This is a genomic window from Pseudomonas sp. G5(2012) (assembly GCF_000408945.1).
Classification (GTDB): Bacteria; Pseudomonadota; Gammaproteobacteria; order Pseudomonadales; family Pseudomonadaceae; genus Aquipseudomonas; species Aquipseudomonas umsongensis.
The window spans coordinates 87,651-107,532 of the sequence record NZ_APIO01000014.1 but is presented as its reverse complement, the minus strand read 5'-3'; the positions used below and the strand labels follow the sequence as shown (position 1 = coordinate 107,532).

General features: G+C 59.7%; 18 protein-coding genes. 1 reads left to right on the top strand and 17 read right to left on the bottom strand.

The genetic code is table 11. The features are described 5' to 3' along the window. From hldE to PG5_RS06125, 3 genes are all read right to left on the bottom strand, one after another. The coding region (gene hldE, locus PG5_RS06135) for a bifunctional D-glycero-beta-D-manno-heptose-7-phosphate kinase/D-glycero-beta-D-manno-heptose 1-phosphate adenylyltransferase HldE (RefSeq protein WP_042955249.1) at positions 1 to 1,378 on the bottom strand (1,378 nt) is incomplete at its 3' end. Positions 1,379 to 1,453: 75 nt separating this feature from the next. Further along, a complete protein-coding gene (gene msbA, locus PG5_RS06130) occupies positions 1,454 to 3,259 on the bottom strand; it encodes a lipid A export permease/ATP-binding protein MsbA (RefSeq protein ID WP_020796232.1) in 1,806 nt (601 codons plus the stop codon). Between the two features lie 15 nt (positions 3,260 to 3,274). Then, positions 3,275 to 4,447 (bottom strand): O-antigen ligase, encoded by a 1,173-nt coding sequence (locus tag PG5_RS06125; RefSeq protein WP_020796231.1) that lies wholly within the window; start codon positions 4,445 to 4,447, stop codon positions 3,275 to 3,277. 110 nt (positions 4,448 to 4,557) lie between these two features. Between PG5_RS06125 and PG5_RS06120 the strand changes: the two genes are divergently transcribed. Beyond that, a complete protein-coding gene (locus PG5_RS06120) occupies positions 4,558 to 5,163 on the top strand; it encodes a serine/threonine-protein kinase (RefSeq protein ID WP_033039387.1) in 606 nt (201 codons plus the stop codon). On the opposite strand, the gene PG5_RS06115 is transcribed toward PG5_RS06120, so the two are convergent. The 14 genes from PG5_RS06115 to waaC form a co-directional block, all read right to left on the bottom strand. Then, the gene (locus PG5_RS06115; RefSeq protein ID WP_020796229.1) at positions 5,158 to 6,252 is read right to left on the bottom strand and encodes a glycosyltransferase; all 1,095 of its coding nucleotides are present in this window, start codon (positions 6,250 to 6,252) and stop codon (positions 5,158 to 5,160) included. The two genes, PG5_RS06120 and PG5_RS06115, sit on opposite strands and share 6 nt — an antisense overlap. Positions 6,253 to 6,300: 48 nt before the next feature. Then, positions 6,301 to 7,062, bottom strand: a complete 762-nt coding sequence (locus PG5_RS06110) for a hypothetical protein (protein WP_020796228.1) — start codon at positions 7,060 to 7,062, stop codon at positions 6,301 to 6,303. A gap of 55 nt (positions 7,063 to 7,117) precedes the next feature. Continuing rightward, on the bottom strand, positions 7,118 to 8,074 hold the full coding sequence (locus PG5_RS06105) for a glycosyltransferase (protein ID WP_020796227.1): 957 nt from the start codon (positions 8,072 to 8,074) through the stop codon (positions 7,118 to 7,120). A gap of 85 nt (positions 8,075 to 8,159) precedes the next feature. Then, on the bottom strand, positions 8,160 to 9,560 hold the full coding sequence (locus PG5_RS06100; RefSeq protein WP_033039393.1) for a PIG-L deacetylase family protein: 1,401 nt from the start codon (positions 9,558 to 9,560) through the stop codon (positions 8,160 to 8,162). 8 nt (positions 9,561 to 9,568) lie between these two features. Continuing rightward, the gene (locus tag PG5_RS06095; RefSeq protein WP_020796225.1) at positions 9,569 to 10,465 is read right to left on the bottom strand and encodes an antimicrobial resistance protein Mig-14; all 897 of its coding nucleotides are present in this window, start codon (positions 10,463 to 10,465) and stop codon (positions 9,569 to 9,571) included. Then, positions 10,465 to 11,595: a glycosyltransferase gene (locus PG5_RS06090; protein ID WP_020796224.1), complete on the bottom strand. Its 1,131-nt coding sequence runs from the start codon at positions 11,593 to 11,595 to the stop codon at positions 10,465 to 10,467. The genes PG5_RS06095 and PG5_RS06090 overlap by 1 nt, the downstream gene beginning before the upstream one ends. Beyond that, positions 11,579 to 13,336: a carbamoyltransferase gene (locus PG5_RS06085; RefSeq protein ID WP_020796222.1), complete on the bottom strand. Its 1,758-nt coding sequence runs from the start codon at positions 13,334 to 13,336 to the stop codon at positions 11,579 to 11,581. The genes PG5_RS06090 and PG5_RS06085 overlap by 17 nt, the downstream gene beginning before the upstream one ends. 165 nt (positions 13,337 to 13,501) lie before the next feature. Next, positions 13,502 to 13,837 carry a YceK/YidQ family lipoprotein gene (locus PG5_RS06080; protein ID WP_080725275.1) on the bottom strand — a complete coding sequence of 112 codons (336 nt, stop codon included), beginning with the start codon at positions 13,835 to 13,837 and terminating at the stop codon, positions 13,502 to 13,504. A 121-nt stretch (positions 13,838 to 13,958) separates the two neighbouring features. After that, positions 13,959 to 15,410, bottom strand: a complete 1,452-nt coding sequence (locus PG5_RS06075) for a lipopolysaccharide kinase InaA family protein (RefSeq protein ID WP_020796220.1) — start codon at positions 15,408 to 15,410, stop codon at positions 13,959 to 13,961. Continuing rightward, positions 15,410 to 16,162, bottom strand: a complete 753-nt coding sequence (locus PG5_RS06070; RefSeq protein WP_020796219.1) for a lipopolysaccharide kinase InaA family protein — start codon at positions 16,160 to 16,162, stop codon at positions 15,410 to 15,412. Before PG5_RS06070 ends, PG5_RS06075 begins: the two co-directional genes overlap by 1 nt. Beyond that, positions 16,159 to 16,893: a lipopolysaccharide kinase InaA family protein gene (locus PG5_RS06065; protein ID WP_020796218.1), complete on the bottom strand. Its 735-nt coding sequence runs from the start codon at positions 16,891 to 16,893 to the stop codon at positions 16,159 to 16,161. The genes PG5_RS06070 and PG5_RS06065 overlap by 4 nt, the downstream gene beginning before the upstream one ends. Continuing rightward, on the bottom strand, positions 16,893 to 17,699 hold the full coding sequence (rfaP, locus tag PG5_RS06060; protein ID WP_020796217.1) for a lipopolysaccharide core heptose(I) kinase RfaP: 807 nt from the start codon (positions 17,697 to 17,699) through the stop codon (positions 16,893 to 16,895). The genes PG5_RS06065 and rfaP overlap by 1 nt, the downstream gene beginning before the upstream one ends. Further along, positions 17,700 to 18,821 carry a glycosyltransferase family 4 protein gene (locus tag PG5_RS06055; protein WP_020796216.1) on the bottom strand — a complete coding sequence of 374 codons (1,122 nt, stop codon included), beginning with the start codon at positions 18,819 to 18,821 and terminating at the stop codon, positions 17,700 to 17,702. Next, positions 18,821 to 19,882, bottom strand: a complete 1,062-nt coding sequence (waaC, locus tag PG5_RS06050) for a lipopolysaccharide heptosyltransferase I (protein WP_020796215.1) — start codon at positions 19,880 to 19,882, stop codon at positions 18,821 to 18,823. Before waaC ends, PG5_RS06055 begins: the two co-directional genes overlap by 1 nt.

Below are 19,882 nucleotides of genomic sequence, written 5' to 3'. Positions count from 1 at the left end.
CCCCCCCCCCCCCCCCCCCTTCCCCCGCCCCGCCGTAAGCGGTCACGATGTCCGCACCGACCACCTGGTCAATCCCGTAGTCCCCACCCTTGACCAGCACATCCGGCTTCACCTCGCGCAGCAAGTTCTCCGGCGTGCCCTCAGCGAAGCTGATCACCCAATCGACGGCACCCAGGCCTGCCAGCACCGCCATGCGTCGGTCGACACTGTTGATCGGACGGCCAGGCCCTTTCAGGCGGCTGACCGACGCATCGTCGTTGACCGCAACGATCAGGCGATCGCCCTGCGCCCGTGCTTGCTCCAGGTACGTCACGTGCCCGGCATGCAGGATGTCGAAGCAACCGTTGGTGAAAACGATCTTCTCGTTATGCGCACGCGCATCATCGACTGCCAGCAATAGCTGCTCCAGGCCCAGCACACCGCGCTCGGAACCCTGATCGCGCTGGATGGCACGCCGCAATTCCGGCGCGCTGATGGCCGCCGTACCGAGCTTGCCGACCACGATGCCTGCCGCCAGGTTGGCCAGGCCCACTGCGTGTGGCAGTTCCTCGCCAGCAGCAATCGCCGCTGCCAAAGTGGAAATTACCGTATCGCCAGCACCGGTCACGTCGAACACTTCACGGGCACGTGCCGGCAGGTGCAATGCTGGATGATCCGGGCGCAGCAAGGTCATGCCGTGTTCGCCACGGGTCACCAGCAAGGCGCCCAGGTCCAGGTCGTGCATCAGCTTCGCGCCTTTGTTCACCAAATCATGCTCATCGACGCAACCTCCGACGATGGTTTCGAACTCGCTGAGGTTCGGCGTGATCAGGCTCGCACCGCGATAAATGGAAAAGTCCTTGCCCTTGGGATCCGCCAGCACCGGAATGCCTCGGGCACGGGCGGCCTGGATCAACGCCTGATGGTTTTTCAGCGCGCCCTTGCCGTAGTCGGACAGTACCAGCACCTTGATGCCTTCGAGCAGTTCATCGACCTGCACGGACAACGCCAAAGCGTCGGTGGCGAAGGGTTCTTCGAAGTCGATGCGCAGCAGTTGCTGGTGACGACTCATGACCCGCAGCTTGACGATGGTCGGCTGGTGGGCAATGCGCTGGAACAACGCGCGCACACCGGCACCCTTGAGACTATTGACCAGGCTGTCGGCGGCTTCATCGTCGCCAGTCACTCCGACCAGCGAAGCCGGCGCGCCGAGGGCGGCAATGTTCAACGCAACGTTGGCGGCACCGCCCGGGCGGTCCTCGATGTGATCGACCTTGACCACCGGTACTGGCGCCTCAGGGGAAATCCGTGAGGTACCACCATGCCAGTAACGGTCGAGCATGACATCGCCGACCACCAAGACAGGGGCTTGATCGAATCGCGGCATGGACAACTTCATGGAGCAACCCACATACAAAATGAACAGGGGCGCGATATTAACACAGGGTGAGTCAGGCTCACCCTGATGTCGGTATCAGGCGATGTCTTCGGCCGGCGTATCGAGCCCCATCGCATGCAGCCGCGAATAGTAGCCATTTTGCGCCAGCAATTGAGAGTGGGTCCCACGCTCGACGATTTCGCCGTGGTCCATCACCAGGATCAGGTCGGCCTTTTCGATAGTCGACAACCGGTGAGCGATGACCAGCGTGGTACGACCCTTCATGACTTGATCCAGCGCTGCCTGAATGTGGCGCTCGGACTCGGTATCAAGTGCCGAGGTTGCTTCATCGAGAATCAGCAACGGAGCATTTTTCAACAAGGCCCGGGCAATCGCCAGGCGCTGGCGCTGACCGCCGGACAGCAGTACGCCGTTTTCCCCGACCTGGGTATCCAGGCCTTGCGGCATCTGCGCGATGAAGTCCATTGCATAGGCGTCCGCGGCAGCCTTTTCAATGTCTTCGCGAGGTGCGCCAGCCAAATCGCCGTAGGCGATATTGTTAGCGATGGTGTCATTGAACAGGGTCACATGCTGTGTGACCTGCGCTACGTGCCGACGCAGATTGCGCAGGCGATAGTCTTCGATTTCGACATCGTCGAGCAGGATCTCACCGACTTCATGATGGTAGAAGCGCGGTATCAGGCTGGCGAGAGTCGATTTGCCGCTGCCAGAGCGACCCACCAGGGCGATCATCTGTCCCGGCGCGGCGGTAAAGCTGATGTTCTTCAGCACCTCACGCTCTGTGCCTGGATAGGTGAAGCTCAGGTTGCGTACTTCCAGATAGCCGTTGACGCGATCACGCTCAACGGTTCCGTTGTCGACTTCCGGCTCAACGTCCAGTTGCTCGAAAATGCTTTCGGCACCAGCGACACCTTTCTGAATGGTCGAACTGACTTCCGACAGCTGCCGGATCGGCTTGGGTAGCAGACCCGCCGCAGTGATGTAGGCCACCAGGTCACCGGCGGTTGCATCACCACGCAGGAGCAGCACCAGGAACATCAGAGCGGCCATGGCGGTGTAGATCACCAGCTGCAACATCGGCGTATAGACCGCACCGGTCTTGGTCATACGTAGTTGCTTGTCGGTGTTGCCCTGGCTGGCTTCGGCAAAACGCCGCTCTTCGTAGCTCTCGCCACCGAAACTGCGCACTACGCGATAACCCTGGATGGTCTCGGAAGCCACATGGGTCACGTCGCCCATCGCCACCTGGATCTTCTTGCTCTGCTTGCGGAATTTCTTGCTGGTATTACCCACCATGAATGCAATCAGCGGCAGGATCGCCAGCATCACGAGGGTCAGTTTCCAGTTCATCCACAGCAGGTAGGCAAACAGGAAGACCACGGTAAGGCCTTCGCGGATAACTACCTTGATGGCATCGGTGGCGGCACCGGTCACCATGGTCACGTTGAACGTGATTCGCGAGATCAGATGCCCGGAATTGTGGGTATCGAAGTAGCGATTCGGCAGGACCAGCAATTTATTGAACAACTCGACGCGCAGGTCATGCACCAGCCCCAATGACACCTTCGCCAGGTAATAGTTACCGAGGAAGGAGCCCAGGCCTTGCCACGCCGCGATCAGGATGATCAGCAGTGGCACGGCCATCAGCAGCTGCAAGTCCTTCAGGTAGGGGACGTCGGGAAAGAGCACCGCTTCAGGATTGCTCAGGCCATCGACGAAATACTTGAGAATCCCCGCCAGCATCGGCTGTGTGGAGGCAAAGATCACGAAGCCCACGATACTCAGCAAGAAAAGACCGAGATAAGGTTTTACATAACCCAACAGCCGAAAATAGATTTTCAGGCTGGAGTCCTGTCCCGCTTTGGGCGGTGCGTCACTCATCGTAGAGCTCACTGGTTAGGAAGAACGCGAAATTTTATCACAAGCGTCAGGATTGACCCGCGCCCATACCAAAACACTGGCCAGGCCAATGGGCAACCAGCTGATAAACCATTCAGCCCTTGGAGTACCATTCAGGCTGGCGGCGTCAAACTGCATCGCCAGGGTAGAGAACAGCCATATGCCGATGATTCCCTTGGCATAGAGTGTTTCCCGAACCTTCCACGCTTCGCGCAGTACAGCGATCCAGGTCGCAGCCCACAACAATAATCCCGGCAGGCCCAATTCGATGGCCACATGGGTGAACAGGTTGTGCGCGTGGTCAAAATACTGCCCATCGGCAAACACCGTGTAGTGACTGCCAAGGCCCAGGCCCCGCCATGGGTGCTCGGCGATCATTTGCAGACTGGCCAACAGGATCTGCGGGCGATAGGAAGCGCCGCGCGCCAGTACCAGGGATTCGAAAAGCCAGAACGCAAGCATGGCGACGATCAGTGCGACCGCCGCAATGATGCGACTGCGCCGGTCACCGCACCAGATCGGCATGGCAAGTATCGTGAGAAACATTGCCAAGGCAGCGCCGCGGCTCTGGCTGAGCAGAACGAATAACCCCAGGAAACCCAACGCAACGGCACAAACCACCTGCATCGCGCCAGTACGTGGCGCCCAGAGCACCAGCCACACCGCAGCCAACCCGATGACGTAGCCGCCCAGAATCGGATGGGCCAATTCGCCCAACCCTTCCACACGTGAACTCCAGGCGTTGCCTTGCATCCCATAAAATTTGACGATCGCCACCAATGCAGTGACAGCCAATCCTATGCCTCCCCACTGCATGATGCGGATCACGCGCTCGGGGCGGGCACTGGCGAATACCGGGAAAAACAACAGGAATACCACGACGTACAGCACACGCTTGGCTGCGCGTTCCAGGTCAGGGGTATTCGACCAGGAAAGGCTGAGCAGTGACCAGATCACCAGCCCGAGCAACGGCAGGTAGATCCAGCGCTGGTCATGGAATAATTCCCGAAGCCGGGCCCGCGCGGGCCAGCAGAAGATGATTGCAGGCAACCAGAGAAACGCCACCAAGCCTTGTTGATAGAGCTTGTTGGTAGGCGCAATGGCGATGGCCAACAAAAACCACAAAAGACCTACTGCCATCCATGCTTGCGCCCAACGAGTTTCTTGCATCAAATTGCTCCTGTAAGCGTTCGCCTACCCAACCCGACATGGTTAAAGCTGAATTTTTTCGGCATCATTGCCCGCCACTGTGCCCCGTTCTTCCAACAAGGCTTTCTACGATGCAATGTTCCCGGCTCCCTCAAGCAGCCCTAGATCAATTGATTGACGGTGCCAAAGTACTCGAGGCCGACAGTTACGGGCCAAAAGTCTACCTGTTGCAAGATGGGAATATCCTCAAACTGTTTCGCCGCAAGCGTATTTTTTCATCTGCCTTGTTTCGTCCATACTCGAAACGCTTTATCGACAACGCGCTCGAACTGCAAAAGCTCGGTGTGCCGACCTTGCAGGTCCTGCAGTATTACCGACTGCAGGCGCCGGGCATGACAGCCGTGCTGTACCAGCCATTGCCAGGCCAGACCCTGCGCCAGGTCGCCAGCAAGGACGGATTCAACTGGCCGCAAGCCTTGCCAGAATTGGCCGCACTGATACGCAGCCTCCATCAATCGGGGATTTACTTCCGCTCACTGCATCTGGGCAACATCGTGATCACGCCCGACAATCGTATGGGGCTGATTGACGTGGCTGACATGCGGTTCCTGCGAGCCCCATTGCCTCGCCACTTGATCAAGCGCAACCTGCAGCATTTCGCACGCTATATTGCGCGCGAGAACCTGAACGACACCTTTCCGATGCAGGCATTGGAGCAGGCAGTGTTGCCATCATGAGAGTAGCGCACGGGCGGTCTGGCTGAAGCTCAGCCAGGCTTGATCCGGCGCTAACGCTTGGAATTGTTCAGCAGCGACCGCTTCGGCAGAGACACTGAACGCTCGCAAGATCGCTTCGCGCCACGCACTCACGTCATCAACCGGGGCATACCAGCCGCTATCGGCCAACTGTTCGCGAAACACCGGTAACTCACTGCACAGTACCGGAACGCCCGCCATGACCGCCTCCTGCATGATCAACCCCAGGCCTTCTTCCCGCGAAGGGATCGCCACCCAGTCGAAGGCACGATAAAGACGCGCCGCGTCATCCAGATGGCCCGGCAGCAAGACTTGCTCACGCAGTCCCAGCTCATCGATTCGCGCTTGCAGCGTGGCCCGAGCGCTGCCCTCCCCGACAATGACCAATCTCAGGTCGGCGCGCTTGTGCAATGCCCCCGCAAAGGCATCGAGCAGGCAAATGAAGCCCTTCTCCGAAACCAGGCGCCCCACCGCTCCCAATATTGGCCCTCCGGTCGCAGACAGGCCCAAGCGGCTCAACGCCTCTTCCCGAGGAAGTAAAGCGCTATGGAAAGCGGCAGGCTCAAAGGCACTGCGCAATGTCACGACCGGTACCTGCAAGTCACGATTCAGGGAAGTTGCGAGGGTGTTCGACACGGCAGCCAATGCCAGCTGGGAGGATGGGAGCTGTTGGAAGAGCGCTCGATCACCTGCATGCAGCCGCGTCGCCCCATGAAAAATGACCACTACACGGATATGCGGCAACCCCTTGAGTATCGGCAACAGCGTGCGCGCCACTCCCAACCCGTCAAGCAATAGCAAACGCGCGTCGCTGTCCTTGAGGGCGCGGTGAAACCGGGCGCGCATCCAGGGTTTGGTCAATCGCCAGAAATGCCGCCCTTTCAATTGGGCAGAAGTCAGCCCCCATTCACGGATCTCACCAACGTTCACTCCACATTCGCGCGCACCTCCCTGAAGCAACCAGGTTTTCACCGGGGCCGAGGGTAAGGCATGAGACAGTATCTGCTGATGCACCTTGTGGATCGAGGCAAATGGAGCACCACCGGCCCACATCACATTGAGAATACTCATAGGGCAAGCAGCCAATACAAAAGGTAAAGGGGATAAGCTGCGGTGTCGCTACTTGATGGTCCAGCCAATGCAGACTCCCAACAACAAAAACAAAACGAATTTGACCTGTTCGCGCCGACTACGACGCGCCTTGCGCTGTCGCTCGATAGGCGTTTGCACGTGCAGGCCAAACCCGGTGTGCATGACTGCGTCCGCTTCAAGCGTCAGGGCAGTCAGATTCAGCTGTGCGTATCGTTGTGACAGCGCTTTCTCTCCACCGTGCCCGGAGAATGGCGCGCACAATCGATATTCCTTTACCCTCCGCAGGCCCGGGTTCAGCGAGAACCCCTGCCACTGCGGCTTGTCGGAAATCAATGGATGGCAAGCCACTCCACCTACGACCTCACGCGGCCCCAGATGAATGTAGGGACTGTGAACCCGCAGATCATGAGTATAGCTACGCAGCCACACTTGCAGGATTTCCGGGCGCAATTGGAGAATGGTCATGGAGTCTTCCACAAACCCTGGGCGATAGAATTCCCAGTCATCCTCGCAATGGAAGATGTAGTTCGTGCTGACGTGTTCGTACGCCAGGTCGATTGACGCCAGTTGACCCAGCTTGGGTCGATTGACGAACACCGTGCAGTGTTCCTTCCAGTTAGCTGGAATGACCGCGTGAACGCCTTCGTCACCCGCATCCTCAGTGATGAACACTTCACGGATAGGGGCCGTATTGAATCGATCGAAGCTCTCGAGTGTAGTCTTCAGCAGATCCAGGCGACCACAGCTTGTGACCACTAGCGTGATGTCACTCTCGTGGGAAAAATGCACGGTTTTCTCAATAGGATAAAAGTGGTCAGCAATATCAATGGCCGGCCTACACTTGTCAAACACCCAAATTGAGTCGAATTCTTTCCAACAGACTCAGCGGCGCACGGGCACGCAGTGCAGGCTCAAGCTCCTCAACGATACGCTGGCCGATGCGTGCAAAGCTGAACTGACTGACCGCCAGCTCCTGACCGTTGCGCGCGATACGCTGCGCCAGTTGCGGGTCGCTGCGCAGAATGGCCAGCTTTTCCTGAAGCTGTGCAATGTCCCGATACAACACCACGTTGTGCATATCCTGCAAGCCCAGCGCTTGGCATTCCGCGGCACCCTGATCATAGGCTAGCAAGACACAGCCACAGGCCATGGCTTCGAAGTTCTTGATCATGAATTCGCCCATGCCGACGTCCGCACTGACGAAAAATCGAATGCGGTTAAGCGTATCGCGGTACTCCTCGCCGGACTTGGTACGAGTGACAACCAGGGGTTCGACACTCGCCAGCTCATCGAGCAGCGCCTTGCGGCCGCTATAGGCAACGCTGTTGGTACTGCCAACGAACGCCAGCTCGATATCCCGCTCGCGCCCTTGATCTTCAAGCTGCGTCTGGTCGTAGCCCTTGGGAACGAACACTGCATCGAAGCCCTCCGAACGCAGGCGCTCGGTGACAACGAAACCGGAACTGATGACTCGCGCCCACGGCAATCGACGGTAGTGCGCACTGAACTTACCGGTGTACTTGCAAGGAATGTAGTTCTGGTAGGCATCGTGCTCGAGGATGACCAGGTTGGGAATCGTACGGATAAATCCGACCTGGCGGATCTCCTGCTTGAACCGCAGGAAAAACACGATCCGGTCGTACCGGGACACGTCGACTTCACGCCGGAAATAACTGCGCAGGTTGCGCTGTTCCTTGCTGCTCAACCACCGCAAGTCGCACTCGCAATGAGCCGCCACCCCGTCGTACAGACGGTCCAGGATGGCCCGCTGATCTTTCTGCACCAGAAATAGAACTTTCATCGTCTTCCTTGCCACAACAGGCAAATGGAGCAACACCTGAAACCGGACCTGCCCTCAGACGGCCGACCTTCAGGCCCATGACACCTTATAAACGCCAAAACAGTTCCTGGCGTCGCACAGCCTTGCGAAAAAATTCATTTTCGCCGTAACGCGAACCGGCCCGGCCCGCCAGAAACCGCTGCAACCCACGCCGCAAGCGACGCTTGAATGGCGGCGGCGGTTGCAGGTCGTGCATCATCGCCAATGCCATTGCCTTGTCACGCTGCTGAGCCAGGGAAAGCTGCAGGCAGTAGGGATGCATCTGCTGACCAAGATCGAACACGGGAGGAAGGGCAATAGCGGTGCCGGTGTCACCCATCGGCCAGCGATCGTTGTCATGAAGGTGATTGGCATAGCCCAACAGCGTCGGTTGCCAATCAAGCCCCTTTAGCGCTTCGAGCACTGCTGCCTGCGCACAAAAATGATCGGGATGGGGATCAAGGGTCGGGTGCGGCAATACGATTACCTCAGGCCGGGCACGCAGCAGCAGGGCTTGCAGATCTGCCAGCAGGTTGTTCCAGGTTGGCGCGCCATCGACATCGCCCGGCAGGCCAAACGGGTTCAATTGGCGAAATACCCGGGTGTCGTGCAAATCCGCTTCCCGCGAGCCTATCGGCTTGGCGGGCGATGCCTGCATGGCTTCCAGTTGCAAGCAGAAATAGCCCAACTGCACGCAATGGTCTGACGGCACTCCCGCCCAGCGCGGCACGGCAATACTGTCCCAGGCACGCAAACGGCCTTTCAGGCGCGCCGCCTCGACCTTGTTCATGCCCATGCGTTGATAATGTTCGGCTTCGATTTCACCGGCGGTGAGCGTCACGATCCAGGCTTCATCTGCCTGACTGTACAAACCGTAAGCCGCGAGCTCGGCATCATCGGCATGCGGGGCGATGACCATCACCCGTTGACGGCGAAAGTCCGGATGTTCAAAAGCCCACAACACAGGCTCACCCTGTAGCCGGCAGAATCTCCCACGCAGGCGCAACTCACCGCGCGACAGCACCTGGGCCTGGCCGCTGAGGTTGAGGTAACGCAGGCCGTCCACTCCCCGTTCGAAGGTCTGCCGGTCAGGGCTGTCGCCCCCCGTCAACTCGACCACTGGATCGAAGAAACGTCCCAGCCACGTGCTTTTTACCTTGAGGGCCAGCACCAGCGTCGCGTCGTCGACCAGCATGACGCCCTCATCCAGGCGCAGGTGCTCCCCGTTCAGGTGAACCTTGGGCTGCGGGGTGTAGGGCGTAAAGGTGTACTGATAGTCGTCTTTGGCGCTATAGAACAGGTGATCGGCAAACCAGGCTTCGTGGGCCACCCAGCCCACCAGCGCAAGCACCAGTGGCAACCACCACACCACCAGGATGCCGGACAGGATCAACAGCACCAGCGCCACCAGCAGACCGATGCGTTTATTGCGCCGATGGCGCTTGAGCAATTGCTGTTTGCGGGTCATGGCTTGACTCATACGGTGTAGACCGGCACAGGGTTGCACCAGCGATCCTTGTATTCCCGGTCGGCACGGCCAAAGGAAAAGCGCAGGGGCTTGTCCAGTGCCCTGGCGTGCTCCCAGGCGCTTTGGGTGTTGAGAAAACTCAGTACGCTACCGGGACTGAACTCGCGGGTTTCGGGATCGACACCGCCATTGATGTATTCAACGCTGATCCATTGCGGCGTCTCAACGCGATAAACCAGTTGAATGGCGATGGCGGCATCATTGAGGAAGATCACCGAACCGATCAGAAACTCGCGCAACAACTCGATGACCTCGGCCATGCGTTCGGCACCGGTTGCCGGGAAACCCCAGCGACGCAGGAACAAATCACAATAGATCGCGCCCAGCTCCTGACTGGAAAACTCGGAAACCGCTCGCACGACGCCACCCGCTTCCTCCAGCAACCTGAGTTCGCGACGCTGGTTGTAGCGAAATTTCTTCGACAACTCTTCGGGCGTGCGGGCCATGGCCAGTTGTTCGGCCTGCAGCCTGATACCGGTGAAACGGTTTTCGTTGAGCGCCGACAAGTAGCGGCCACGATGGCGCAAAGGTGCCTGGGCATCGGTGGCAGCCGGCAGGATGATTTCGGCATTGCCGAGGTCGAACAAGCCCTTCTTGCCGTGACGCTTGAGCACGTCCTTGGACAAGGCAAGGTCGCGCCCCCAGGTCGGAATCGCCGCCTTGATTTCGCCGCCTTGCTCCCACGCCAGGTATCGCACTGGGATGTCGGCGAGCCGCGCCAGGCGCTCGACCACCAGCGGGTGAGTGGCGACGCTGCCGCCATAACGCTGCCAGGCCTCGGCATAAGTCGAGGCATCGGATAGCGACCAGCCGCGTTCGCGCCAGCCTTGAAATCGGTTGAGCATCAGCCCCTCTGTGCCAGTTCGGTAACGTGCGGCAAGTGCCAGAAAGCATCGCGCACCGCGCGGTCGGAGAAGCGTTCACGCAGGCGCTCAAGCATCAACTCGGCGCACTGGCGACGTTGCTGCTCGTCCATTGCGGCCAGATGTTGCAGGCCTTGAGCCAAGTGCTCGGCATCGCCCAAGGGAAACAGGATACCAACGCCTTCGACCACTTCCTTGGCTCCGCCACAGGCCGTTGCGAGCAATGGCACGCCCGCCGCCATGGCTTCGAGCAGCACCATGCCGAATGGTTCATGATCGGAACTGAGGGCAAACACATCGAAAGCGCTGAAATACCGCCGGGCCTCAGGGACCTGACCAAGGAACAGCACCCGGTTGCCAATCCCCAACTCGAGAGCCTGGGCCTTCAAATCCTGTTCCAGACGACCGCTACCCAAAATGACCAGTTGGCTGTTGGCCGGCAACCCGGGGAGCGCCTTGGCAAAACCTTCCAGCAACGTGGCTTGATCCTTGTCCGGGTGCAGACGACCGACGTTGCCGACGATCCAGGCATCCGCAGACAGGCCGAGGGTCTCGCGCGCCTCGCGAGCCGACACCTGGCTAGCCTGCAAAGCCGGTACATCGATCCGGTTATAGAGCGTCTGGATCCTTGCCGCCGGCCACTTCGGCAGGCATTGGCGCATGTCGTCACGCACGGCATCGGACACCCCGAGCAGGCTCAGGCGCTTGCGGAAAATATGCGCGAAGAGCTTGCGTGTGCCGCGCTTGTAATCGTCAAACGCATGGTGCACGCCAATCACCGGCAACGAGGTGCCGAGCAAGGCGATGTAGATCGGCTTGAAGCGATGGGCAATGCAGAAACTGAAATTGCGCGAAGCGGCGATCTTGCGCAGATCGCCAATGGCGCCCAGCTTCAGGCCACGAATGGCCTTGGAGCTGTACTCCATGAACAACACTTCATCCGAGGCGCAACCCGCGGCCACCTCGGCATCGGCGACCCCGGTCAGAAACACCGTGGTCACGCGATAGCCGGTGCCCGCGAACAGGCTGGCGTACTGCCGGGCGCAGTCCAGGAACGGCCCGTCATAGCCGTGACAAAACTGCAGCACATGGCGTTCAGCCGAGCGTGTCATAGGTGTCCGCGCCCTCTTTGACCACCAGGATGTCTTCCATGATCAGATACTGTAGATCCGAACCGAAGAACATGTTCAAGGCGTCCGTCGGCGAGCAGATCATCGGTTCGCCACGACGGTTGAGCGAGGTGTTCAGCGACACGCCGTTACCCGTCAGGTTTTCCAGTGCCTTCATCATGTCGTAGTAGCGTGGGTTGTATTCACGCTTGAGCACCTGGGCCCGGGACGTGCCGTCTTCGTGAACGACTTCCGGCACGCGGGTTTTCCATTCTTCAGCCACTTCGAAAGTGAAGGTCATGAACGGCGCCGGGTGATCGATCTTGATCATCTGCGGTGCGACGGTGTCGAGCATCGACGGGCAGAAAGGCCTCCAGCGCTCGCGGAACTTGATCTGGTGGTTGATGCGGTCGGCCACGCCGGCCACGCTCGGGCAACCGATGATCGAACGACCGCCCAGTGCACGCGGACCGAACTCCATGCGGCCCTGGAACCAGGCCACCGGGTTGCCGTCGACCATGATCTTGGCGATCTGCTCGGGCATGTTGTCGAGCTTGCGCCACGTTGGTTTGTTCTCGTGACGAGCACAGGCCGCGATCACGTCTTCGTTGCTGTACGACGGACCGAGGTAAACGTGTTCCATCTTCTCGACAGGTACGCCACGGGCATGGGACACATACGCTGCCGCGCCCACCGCAGTACCGGCGTCGCCGGACGCCGGCTGCACGAACAGCTCCTTGACGTCGTCGCGAGCGATGATTTTCTGGTTGAGCTTGACGTTCAGCGCACAACCACCGGCGTAGGCCAGCTTGCCGGTTTCCTTGAGCACGTCGCCCAGGTAATGGTCGATCATCTGCAAGGCAATTTTTTCAAACAGCGCTTGAATGCTGGCGGCGTAGTGAATGTAAGGCTCGTCGGCGATGTCGCCTTCGCGCTTTGGACCCAGCCACTCGATCAGCTTCGGCGAGAAGTAGTAACCCTTGCCCTTTTCTTTGTAACGACGCAGCCCGATAACGTTGGCGTAGTCGGTGTTGATGACCAGCTCACCGTTTTCGAACGAAGCCAGGCGCGAGAAATCATATTTGCTGGCGTCGCCGTACGGCGCCATGCCCATGACCTTGAACTCACCGTCAAGCATGTCGAAACCGAGGAACTCGGTGATCGCGCCATACAGGCCGCCGAGAGAGTCCGGATCGAAAAATTCCTTGATCTTGTGGATCTTGCCGTTTTCGCCATATCCGAAGAAGGTCGTGGCGTACTCGCCCTTGCCGTCGATGCCCAGGATCGCGGTTTTCTCTTTGAAACCGGAACAGTGATAGGCGCTGGAGGCGTGGGCCAAGTGGTGTTCAACCGGCTCGATCTTGATCTTCTTCGGATCAAAACCCAGTTGCTCCAGGCACCAGACGATCTTGTTGCGATAGCGCTTGTAGCGACGGTTACCCATCAGGATCGCGTCAAGTGCGCGGTCCGGGGCGTACCAGTATCGCTTGGCGTACTGCCACCGCGCCTTGCCGAACAGGCTGATCGGTGCGAACGGAATCGCTACCACGTCAACGTCGGAAGGCTTGATGCCGGCCTGTTCCAGGCAGAACTTCGCCGACTCGTAGGGCATGCGGTTCTTTGCATGTTTATCGCGTACGAAGCGCTCTTCTTCCGCCGCCGCGACCAGCTTGCCGTCGATGTACAGGGCTGCGGAAGGATCATGGCTAAGGGCGCCGGACAGGCCAAGAATCGTCAATGCCACAGGGGTCTAGCCTCTTTAGTCTGCGTGCAGGCGCAATGCGCCTCAAAAATTAATGTGCCCTCGCAACGGGCGAGAGACAGCTAAAGGGCGGGATTATAGCTTAAAAGCAGCTTCAAGCCTCTAGCGGCAAGCTGCAAGCGATAGCGGGGTTGACCGTGCCGTTGGTTATTCGGGTGCTGGCCGCCAGTAAATGCTGATATTGCCATCCGTGCCCTGCCGGTAAATCGTATACGGCAAGACAACGGTATCCAGCACGCCAGTCAATACCAGGTCCACCAAAACGAGCGGGACGTAGATACCCGTTGGATCGGGCGGCGCATTCAGCACACAAAAATCGTAGGCCAGGCCGCTGTACACCCGAGGAATGGACTGACAATAGGTTTTTTGCCGTCGAAGCCCGTGGGCCGCGTCGGCATCGTCCTGAAACACCGTTGCGACCGTCCCGCACCCTGTCAAAGCCAGTGAAATGAAACCTGATACAACTAGCGTCTTGATCGTCAAAGCTTGCCCTCCGTAAGCGTCAGGCAAACTAGCATCGCGGTCATTCAGGCCACAGTTCATGGCTTCTCAAAATCATGTAGGACCGTTCGCAGGAACTTGTCCGCTAATCTCTCGAAGGGGTTCAGGCAGCGCCAGAGACGTCCTTGGGTAGACGCTGATCGATGACCTGATAGAGCGCGCTATTCTCGGGCCAATTACGCATGAACCGCGCCCGATCCCGAGCATACGCCGGCGCGAAGCTGGCGAGCGAGCCATGCTGGCACATCGAATCCAGATCGATCAGCGCCCAACGATCCTGCTGCCAGAACAGATTGTGGCCCTTGAAGTCGCCGTGGCTGATGCGCTCGCGAATCAGTTCGGCGAACAGGTGATCCAGCGCCAGCAACTCGGTCTCAGGAGCATCGCCGCTATCAATGTACGGCGCGAATCGCTCGATGATGTCTGGCCCCGGCAGATGCTCGGTGATCAGATAGGCACGACCGCGCAACCCGAGAAAACGCTTTTCCTGCACCGCCAGCGGCTTGGGCGTGGCGATGCCGAGGAATGCCAGGCGATTGCCCTCGCGCCAGGAGTGCCAGGCACGGCTCGGGCGCCAGAAGCGCTTGAGCCAGTGGGCGAAACCCTTGATGTTGTAGCGCTTGATCACCAGCGTACGTCCGTCCACCTCAACCTTGCCGACGCTCGCCGCGCCGCCGGTCTTGTACAGATGCCCCTGATCCAGCAAGGCATCAGCCTGGGCCAATACCGGTAGCATTGCCGCCTCTTCCTCGCGACGGATCGCCCGCAAGCCGAACGCACCGCGCTGGACGCTGAACAGCGTGCATTCGCGACCGGTCTTGATCAGGAAGTCCTTCAGGCGCCAGCTGCGAACCTTGTCGACCTGTTTTTGCAGCGCCTCCATGGGTAGGGCATGCTCGCCGTTGCTCAGCAGGTAGTACACCAGCAATTCTTCGGTGAACGGCTCCAGCGACTTGGGCAACTGGGCGAAAAACACCCCGAGGTTTTCCAGGACCTTCTGGCGCGAGAGTGGCTGGCCCGCCGTTTCGCTGCAGATCCCGGCGCCATCGATCAAATACAGTCGATTGCCCTGGCGCAACAGGTTGTCCAGATGCAGGTCTTCTTGCCACAAACCTTTGCGATGCATCTGGCCGATCGCACCCAAGGCTTGCGCCAGCACGGCTGACTGCTCGTCGGCCAGCACCGGCAGGCCTTCCACCTGCTGCCAGGCATCGCCCAGGCTCTGGGCACCCTCAAGGAACTCAAACAGCAGCCAGCCACCCTCGCCTTCCTTCAGGCCATCAGCCAACAGGAGTGGCGTGGTCAGGCCTTGGGCGGAGAGCAATCGCACGCCGTCCAACTCGCGCTGGAAATTCCGTGCTGCCTTGTTGCCAACCAGCAACTTGGCCAGCACTGGCCGACCGCGCCAGACACCGGCACCGACATAACGCTGTCCAGGCAATACCCGCAACAGGGTCAGCAACTGCAACTGCGCCGGCCCGGCAGCATCGGCCAGTGAAAGACTGATGGGCAGGCTCGGCTGACGGCCAGCGTTTTTCAGCTCGGACAAATGCATCAGCGCTTCTCCTTATGGCTACGTCGCGCGGTCAGGCGCGCCAGCCAGCTATCGATCAGCGTGCTGTCCTGAGATTGATCCAGATAGGCGGCCAGCAGAATGCGCAGCTGCGCCTCGCTCCATTCCGGCGCCCGACGTAACAGCGGCTCCAGGTCCTTGACCCGATCCCGCTGGCCGAACAGCAGTGGCCGAGTCTTTTCCAGATCGATCAGTTGCGCCTGATAGCCGTCACCGGTGGCGCACAGGAAAATATGCTTGGGGTAAAAACAGCCATGCACCTGACGCTTGCCGTGCAGGTGCCGCGCCAGTTTTCCGCAGGCTTGAAGTATCGCCACATGTTGCGCCTCGCCGAGGTCCGACCAGCGCTGCAGCAGCGAATCCAGGTCATCCCAGCCGTCCAGGGCGCGAGTGAGGAGAATCGCCCGGACTTCGCCGTCGACCTTGCGCTCACCGAAAAACGCCGCTTTCAGCGCTGGAATGCCGAGCTTTTCGTAGCGGCTGATGTTACGAAACTCCCTGGCAAAACTCGGCTCGCCAAAGGGCGCGTGCAAGGTATGCATCTGGTAGTTGCTCTGACGCTTGAGGTAGAAACCCTGACCCTCCAGATCCAGTCGAAACACGCTGCTCCAGCCTCCACGCAAGGTGTTGGGTTCGTCCACGGCATCGAGCTGCCGGGCCCAGAGCGCATCGAAAGTACCGAGGCCGTGGCGCTCAAGCAGCGCACGGTCTTCAGCGGCCAGGAAATCAGTCATTCGCGTCCCTCGAAAAATCTCACCACATGCCGGATGCGCTTTTTATCGGCGGCATTGAGCCGGCTGCACTGGCGGTATTGCAGGTAAAAACGCAGGCGCTGGGTAGCCGACAGTTGATACTTGGCGACCTTGTCCAGGCAGGCCAAGTCCTTGGTGATTCGGTATTTGAGCCAGAAACCGCTCCAGAAATCACCGTTGGGGCAGTCGATCAGGAACAGGCGGGCCTGATCGTCGACCAGCAGGTTGCGCCACTTCAAATCGTTATGGGTAAAGTGATGTTCGTGCATTGTGCGGGTGTAGCTGGCCAGTTGTCGGCTGATGCTGTCGACCCAGGCGCGGTCCGCCAGTTTCGCATCGTGCCGCTCGGCCAGCGCCGACAGGTCTTCTGTATGTGGCAGTTCGCGAGTGATCATCGCCCCACGATCGTAGGCCGCACCACGCCGCTCCAGGCCCCAGGCCACTACCTCGGCGGTGGGGATGCCCCACTTGGCGAAACGCTTGAGGTTTTGCCACTCCATTTTCACCCGTGGCTTACCCAAGTAGCGCCGCAAGCCCTTGCCCGCCCCCACGTAGCGTTTGACGTAATAGTTGACGCCATTGCGCTGGACGCGAATGACCTCCGACAACGGATCGCGGGTCAGGCGCTCACCTTGCAGCGCAAACACGGCATCAAGGCTGCCGAAGTCTTCTGCCAGATCGTTGTAAGCAGGCTCAAGCCTCCAGCCCGCCATCAGAGCGCGTCCCCGTATCGCTGTTTACGCTCGTAAAGCTTGTTGGCCTTGCCTTCGAGCCAGCTCAGCAGCCCGGCTTCTTCGCTCAAGACCTGGCGCAGCGGCTGCTGGAAATAGCCCTTGAGAAAACGCAGCTTGTCGCGTCGGGTCAGGCCGATATCCAGAGCGGAAAAATACAGCGCCGCCAGATCCTTGTTACGCCAGCGCGCGGTGATCGTCGGACGGGTCTGGGCGCGGTGCAGGTCGATCACCGAGAGTTTGAAATCGTCTGCGGTCACCGGCTTGTCGGTGTGCAACAGGAAGTGGCAGATGTAACAGTCACGGTGGTTTACCCCGGCACGGTGCATCATGCCGGTCATGCGCGCCACTTCGGCAATCAGCGCACGCTTGAGTTTTGGCTCGGGCGGCTGCTTGATCCAGTTGATGCTGTAATCTTCGAGACTGACAGTCGGCGCCAGCTCTTCGGTGACGATGAACGAATGCTGGTCCGCCGGGTTGCTGCCCTTCTCGCCATAAGCGACGGCGGTCATGGTCGGCACGCCGACTTCCTGCAGGCGTTGGATGGCCTTCCATTCCTGGCCAGCCCCCAGCACCGGCAACTTGGCAGTGAGCAGGTTCTTGAAGATTTCGCCCCAGCCGATGCCACGGTGGATTTTCACGAAAAACCCGTTGCCGTTCACTTCGGTACGCAGCGTGCGGCGAGCCTCAAGCTCCCGGTATACCTCGCCCTGCAAGCCCTCGACTTCGGCGAACGGATCGCGTCCGGCCCAGAGGCTCTTGAACGGTTCAGCCAGCATCAACTTCATTTAAGCGTGCTCCGCCAGAATCACATCGGCCGCGTGCTGCGGCATGCTGTAGAGGTCGGCCGTCTCGGCGAAGGCCAAACCGTTGCGGCTCCAGGCCGCCCTTGCTTGAGCGTCGTTCAGCATACCGGTCAGGTACTGGGTCAGCTGGGCTTGATCGAACGGCTCGTCCAGCACCAGGCCGGCGTCGGCCTCGGCGATGTAATGGGCGTACCCGCATACCGCACTGACCAGCACCGGCAACCCAGCCACCAGCGCTTCCAGCAGCACGGTGCCGGTGTTTTCGTTGTAGGCCGGGTGGATCAACAGATCGGCGCCCAACAGGAAACGCGGTATATCGCTGCGACCCTTGAGGAACGTCACGTTGTCGCCGAGCCCCAGCGTGGCGCTCTGCATCTGGAATATCTTGGGGTCGTCCTGGCCAATTACAAACAGCCGGGTGCGCTTCTTCAGATCAGCGGGCAACCCGGCCAGGGCCTTGAGACTGCGATCCACGCCCTTGGTCTTGAACCCGGAGCCGATCTGCACCAGCAGCAAGTCATCGTCCTTCAGATTGAATTCAGCGCGGAACCCGGCGCGAATTTCGTCCGCATCCGCCGGCCGGCGACGATCCTGGGCAATACCCGGCGGCAGCAGGTGGAAGCGCTCCAGTGGCGTGCCGTAATGCTTGATGAATAGCGGTTGCTGAACCTCGGAAATCATCAACACTTCAGTCTTGGCGTCCTTGGCGAACACCGCGCGCTCGTACTCGGCGAAATGGCGGTAGCGGCCCCAGCGCCGATACAGCGAATTGCGCAGGTTTTGCGCCTTGTCTTCGAAACAGCCGTCAGCGGCGTAGTAGACGTCCAAACCCGGCATCTTGTTGAAGCCGATCAAACGGTCCACCGGACGCTTGGCCAGGTCCGCTTCCATCCATTCGCTGAGCTTTTCGTTGCGCCGATGGTTGAAGAATGCCTTGACCGGCGCCACGAGTACCTCGAAACCCGGTGGCACCTCGCCTTCCCAGATCAGCGTGTAGACGCGAATCTGGTGTCCGCGCTTCTGGCACTCCAGGGCGATGCGCATGAAATCTCGCTGCAGGCCACCAAAGGGAAAGTACTTGTACAGGACAAATGCCAATTGCATCAGCGCAGCTCCTCAGCCAGTAACAACGTGCTCAGTCGGCTCGCGACACGCTCGGGATTCAGACGCGTGAAGCACAATGGCCACTCGCGTTTCAGGTCAAACCGATTGGCATCTTCGGCCGTCGGTTGATAAGTGCATTTTTTTTGCAAACACGGTGCGCAGGGGAAATCGCTGGCCATGTGAATCTGCGACTTGCCGTAGGCCCCGGTCAGGCCCGGATTGGTCGGGCCGAACAGCGACAGCGTTGGCACATCAAGGGCTGCGGCCAGATGACCGAGGCCAGTGTCCACCGCCACGCAGGCTTGCGCGCCGGCCAGCACCTTGCCGACCCCGGCCAGATTCAGCTTGGGCAAAACCTCGGCGTGCTTGAAGCCGGCAGCGATACGCTCGGCACGGGCCTTTTCCGCGCCGTTGCCCCAGGGAAGTTTCACGCCCACACCAAGGTAACCGACCCGTTCGGTCAGCTCGCGCCAGTAGGCTTCGGGCCAGTGCTTGGTGTCCCAAGTGGTGCCATGCAGGAACACCACATAGGGGTTCTTGCGCGGCAATTCCACCAGGCGCTCGACACTCAGGCCGTAGTCACCCAGCCCCTTGGGCAAGTCATAACCCAGGGCGATGGCGAACAACTGACGCACCCGCTCTACCGCATGCTGACCGCGGGCAACCGCCAGCCGCCGGTTATAGAAACGCGCGGCGACGGGTTCACGCGCCGAACCTTTATCGAGGCCGGCCACCGGGGCTTTCACATACCGGGTCAGCAGAGCGCTTTTGAGCAGGCCCTGGGCATCGATGACCAGATCGTATTTCGTGGCGCGAAGGCTCTGCTTGAAGCGCTTCCATTCGCCACTCTTGATGGTCTGCCAGAGGTTCTTGCGCCAGCGACGGATCGCCACCGGAATCACCTTGCCCACCGCCGGGTGCCAGGTCGGAATTTCGGCGAAGCCTTCTTCCACCACCCAGTCAAAGGTGATGCCGGGGATGGCCCGCGAGGCGTCGGTCAGCGCCGGCAGCGCATGAATCACGTCGCCCAGCGATGAAGTCTTGATCAGCAATACCCGCAA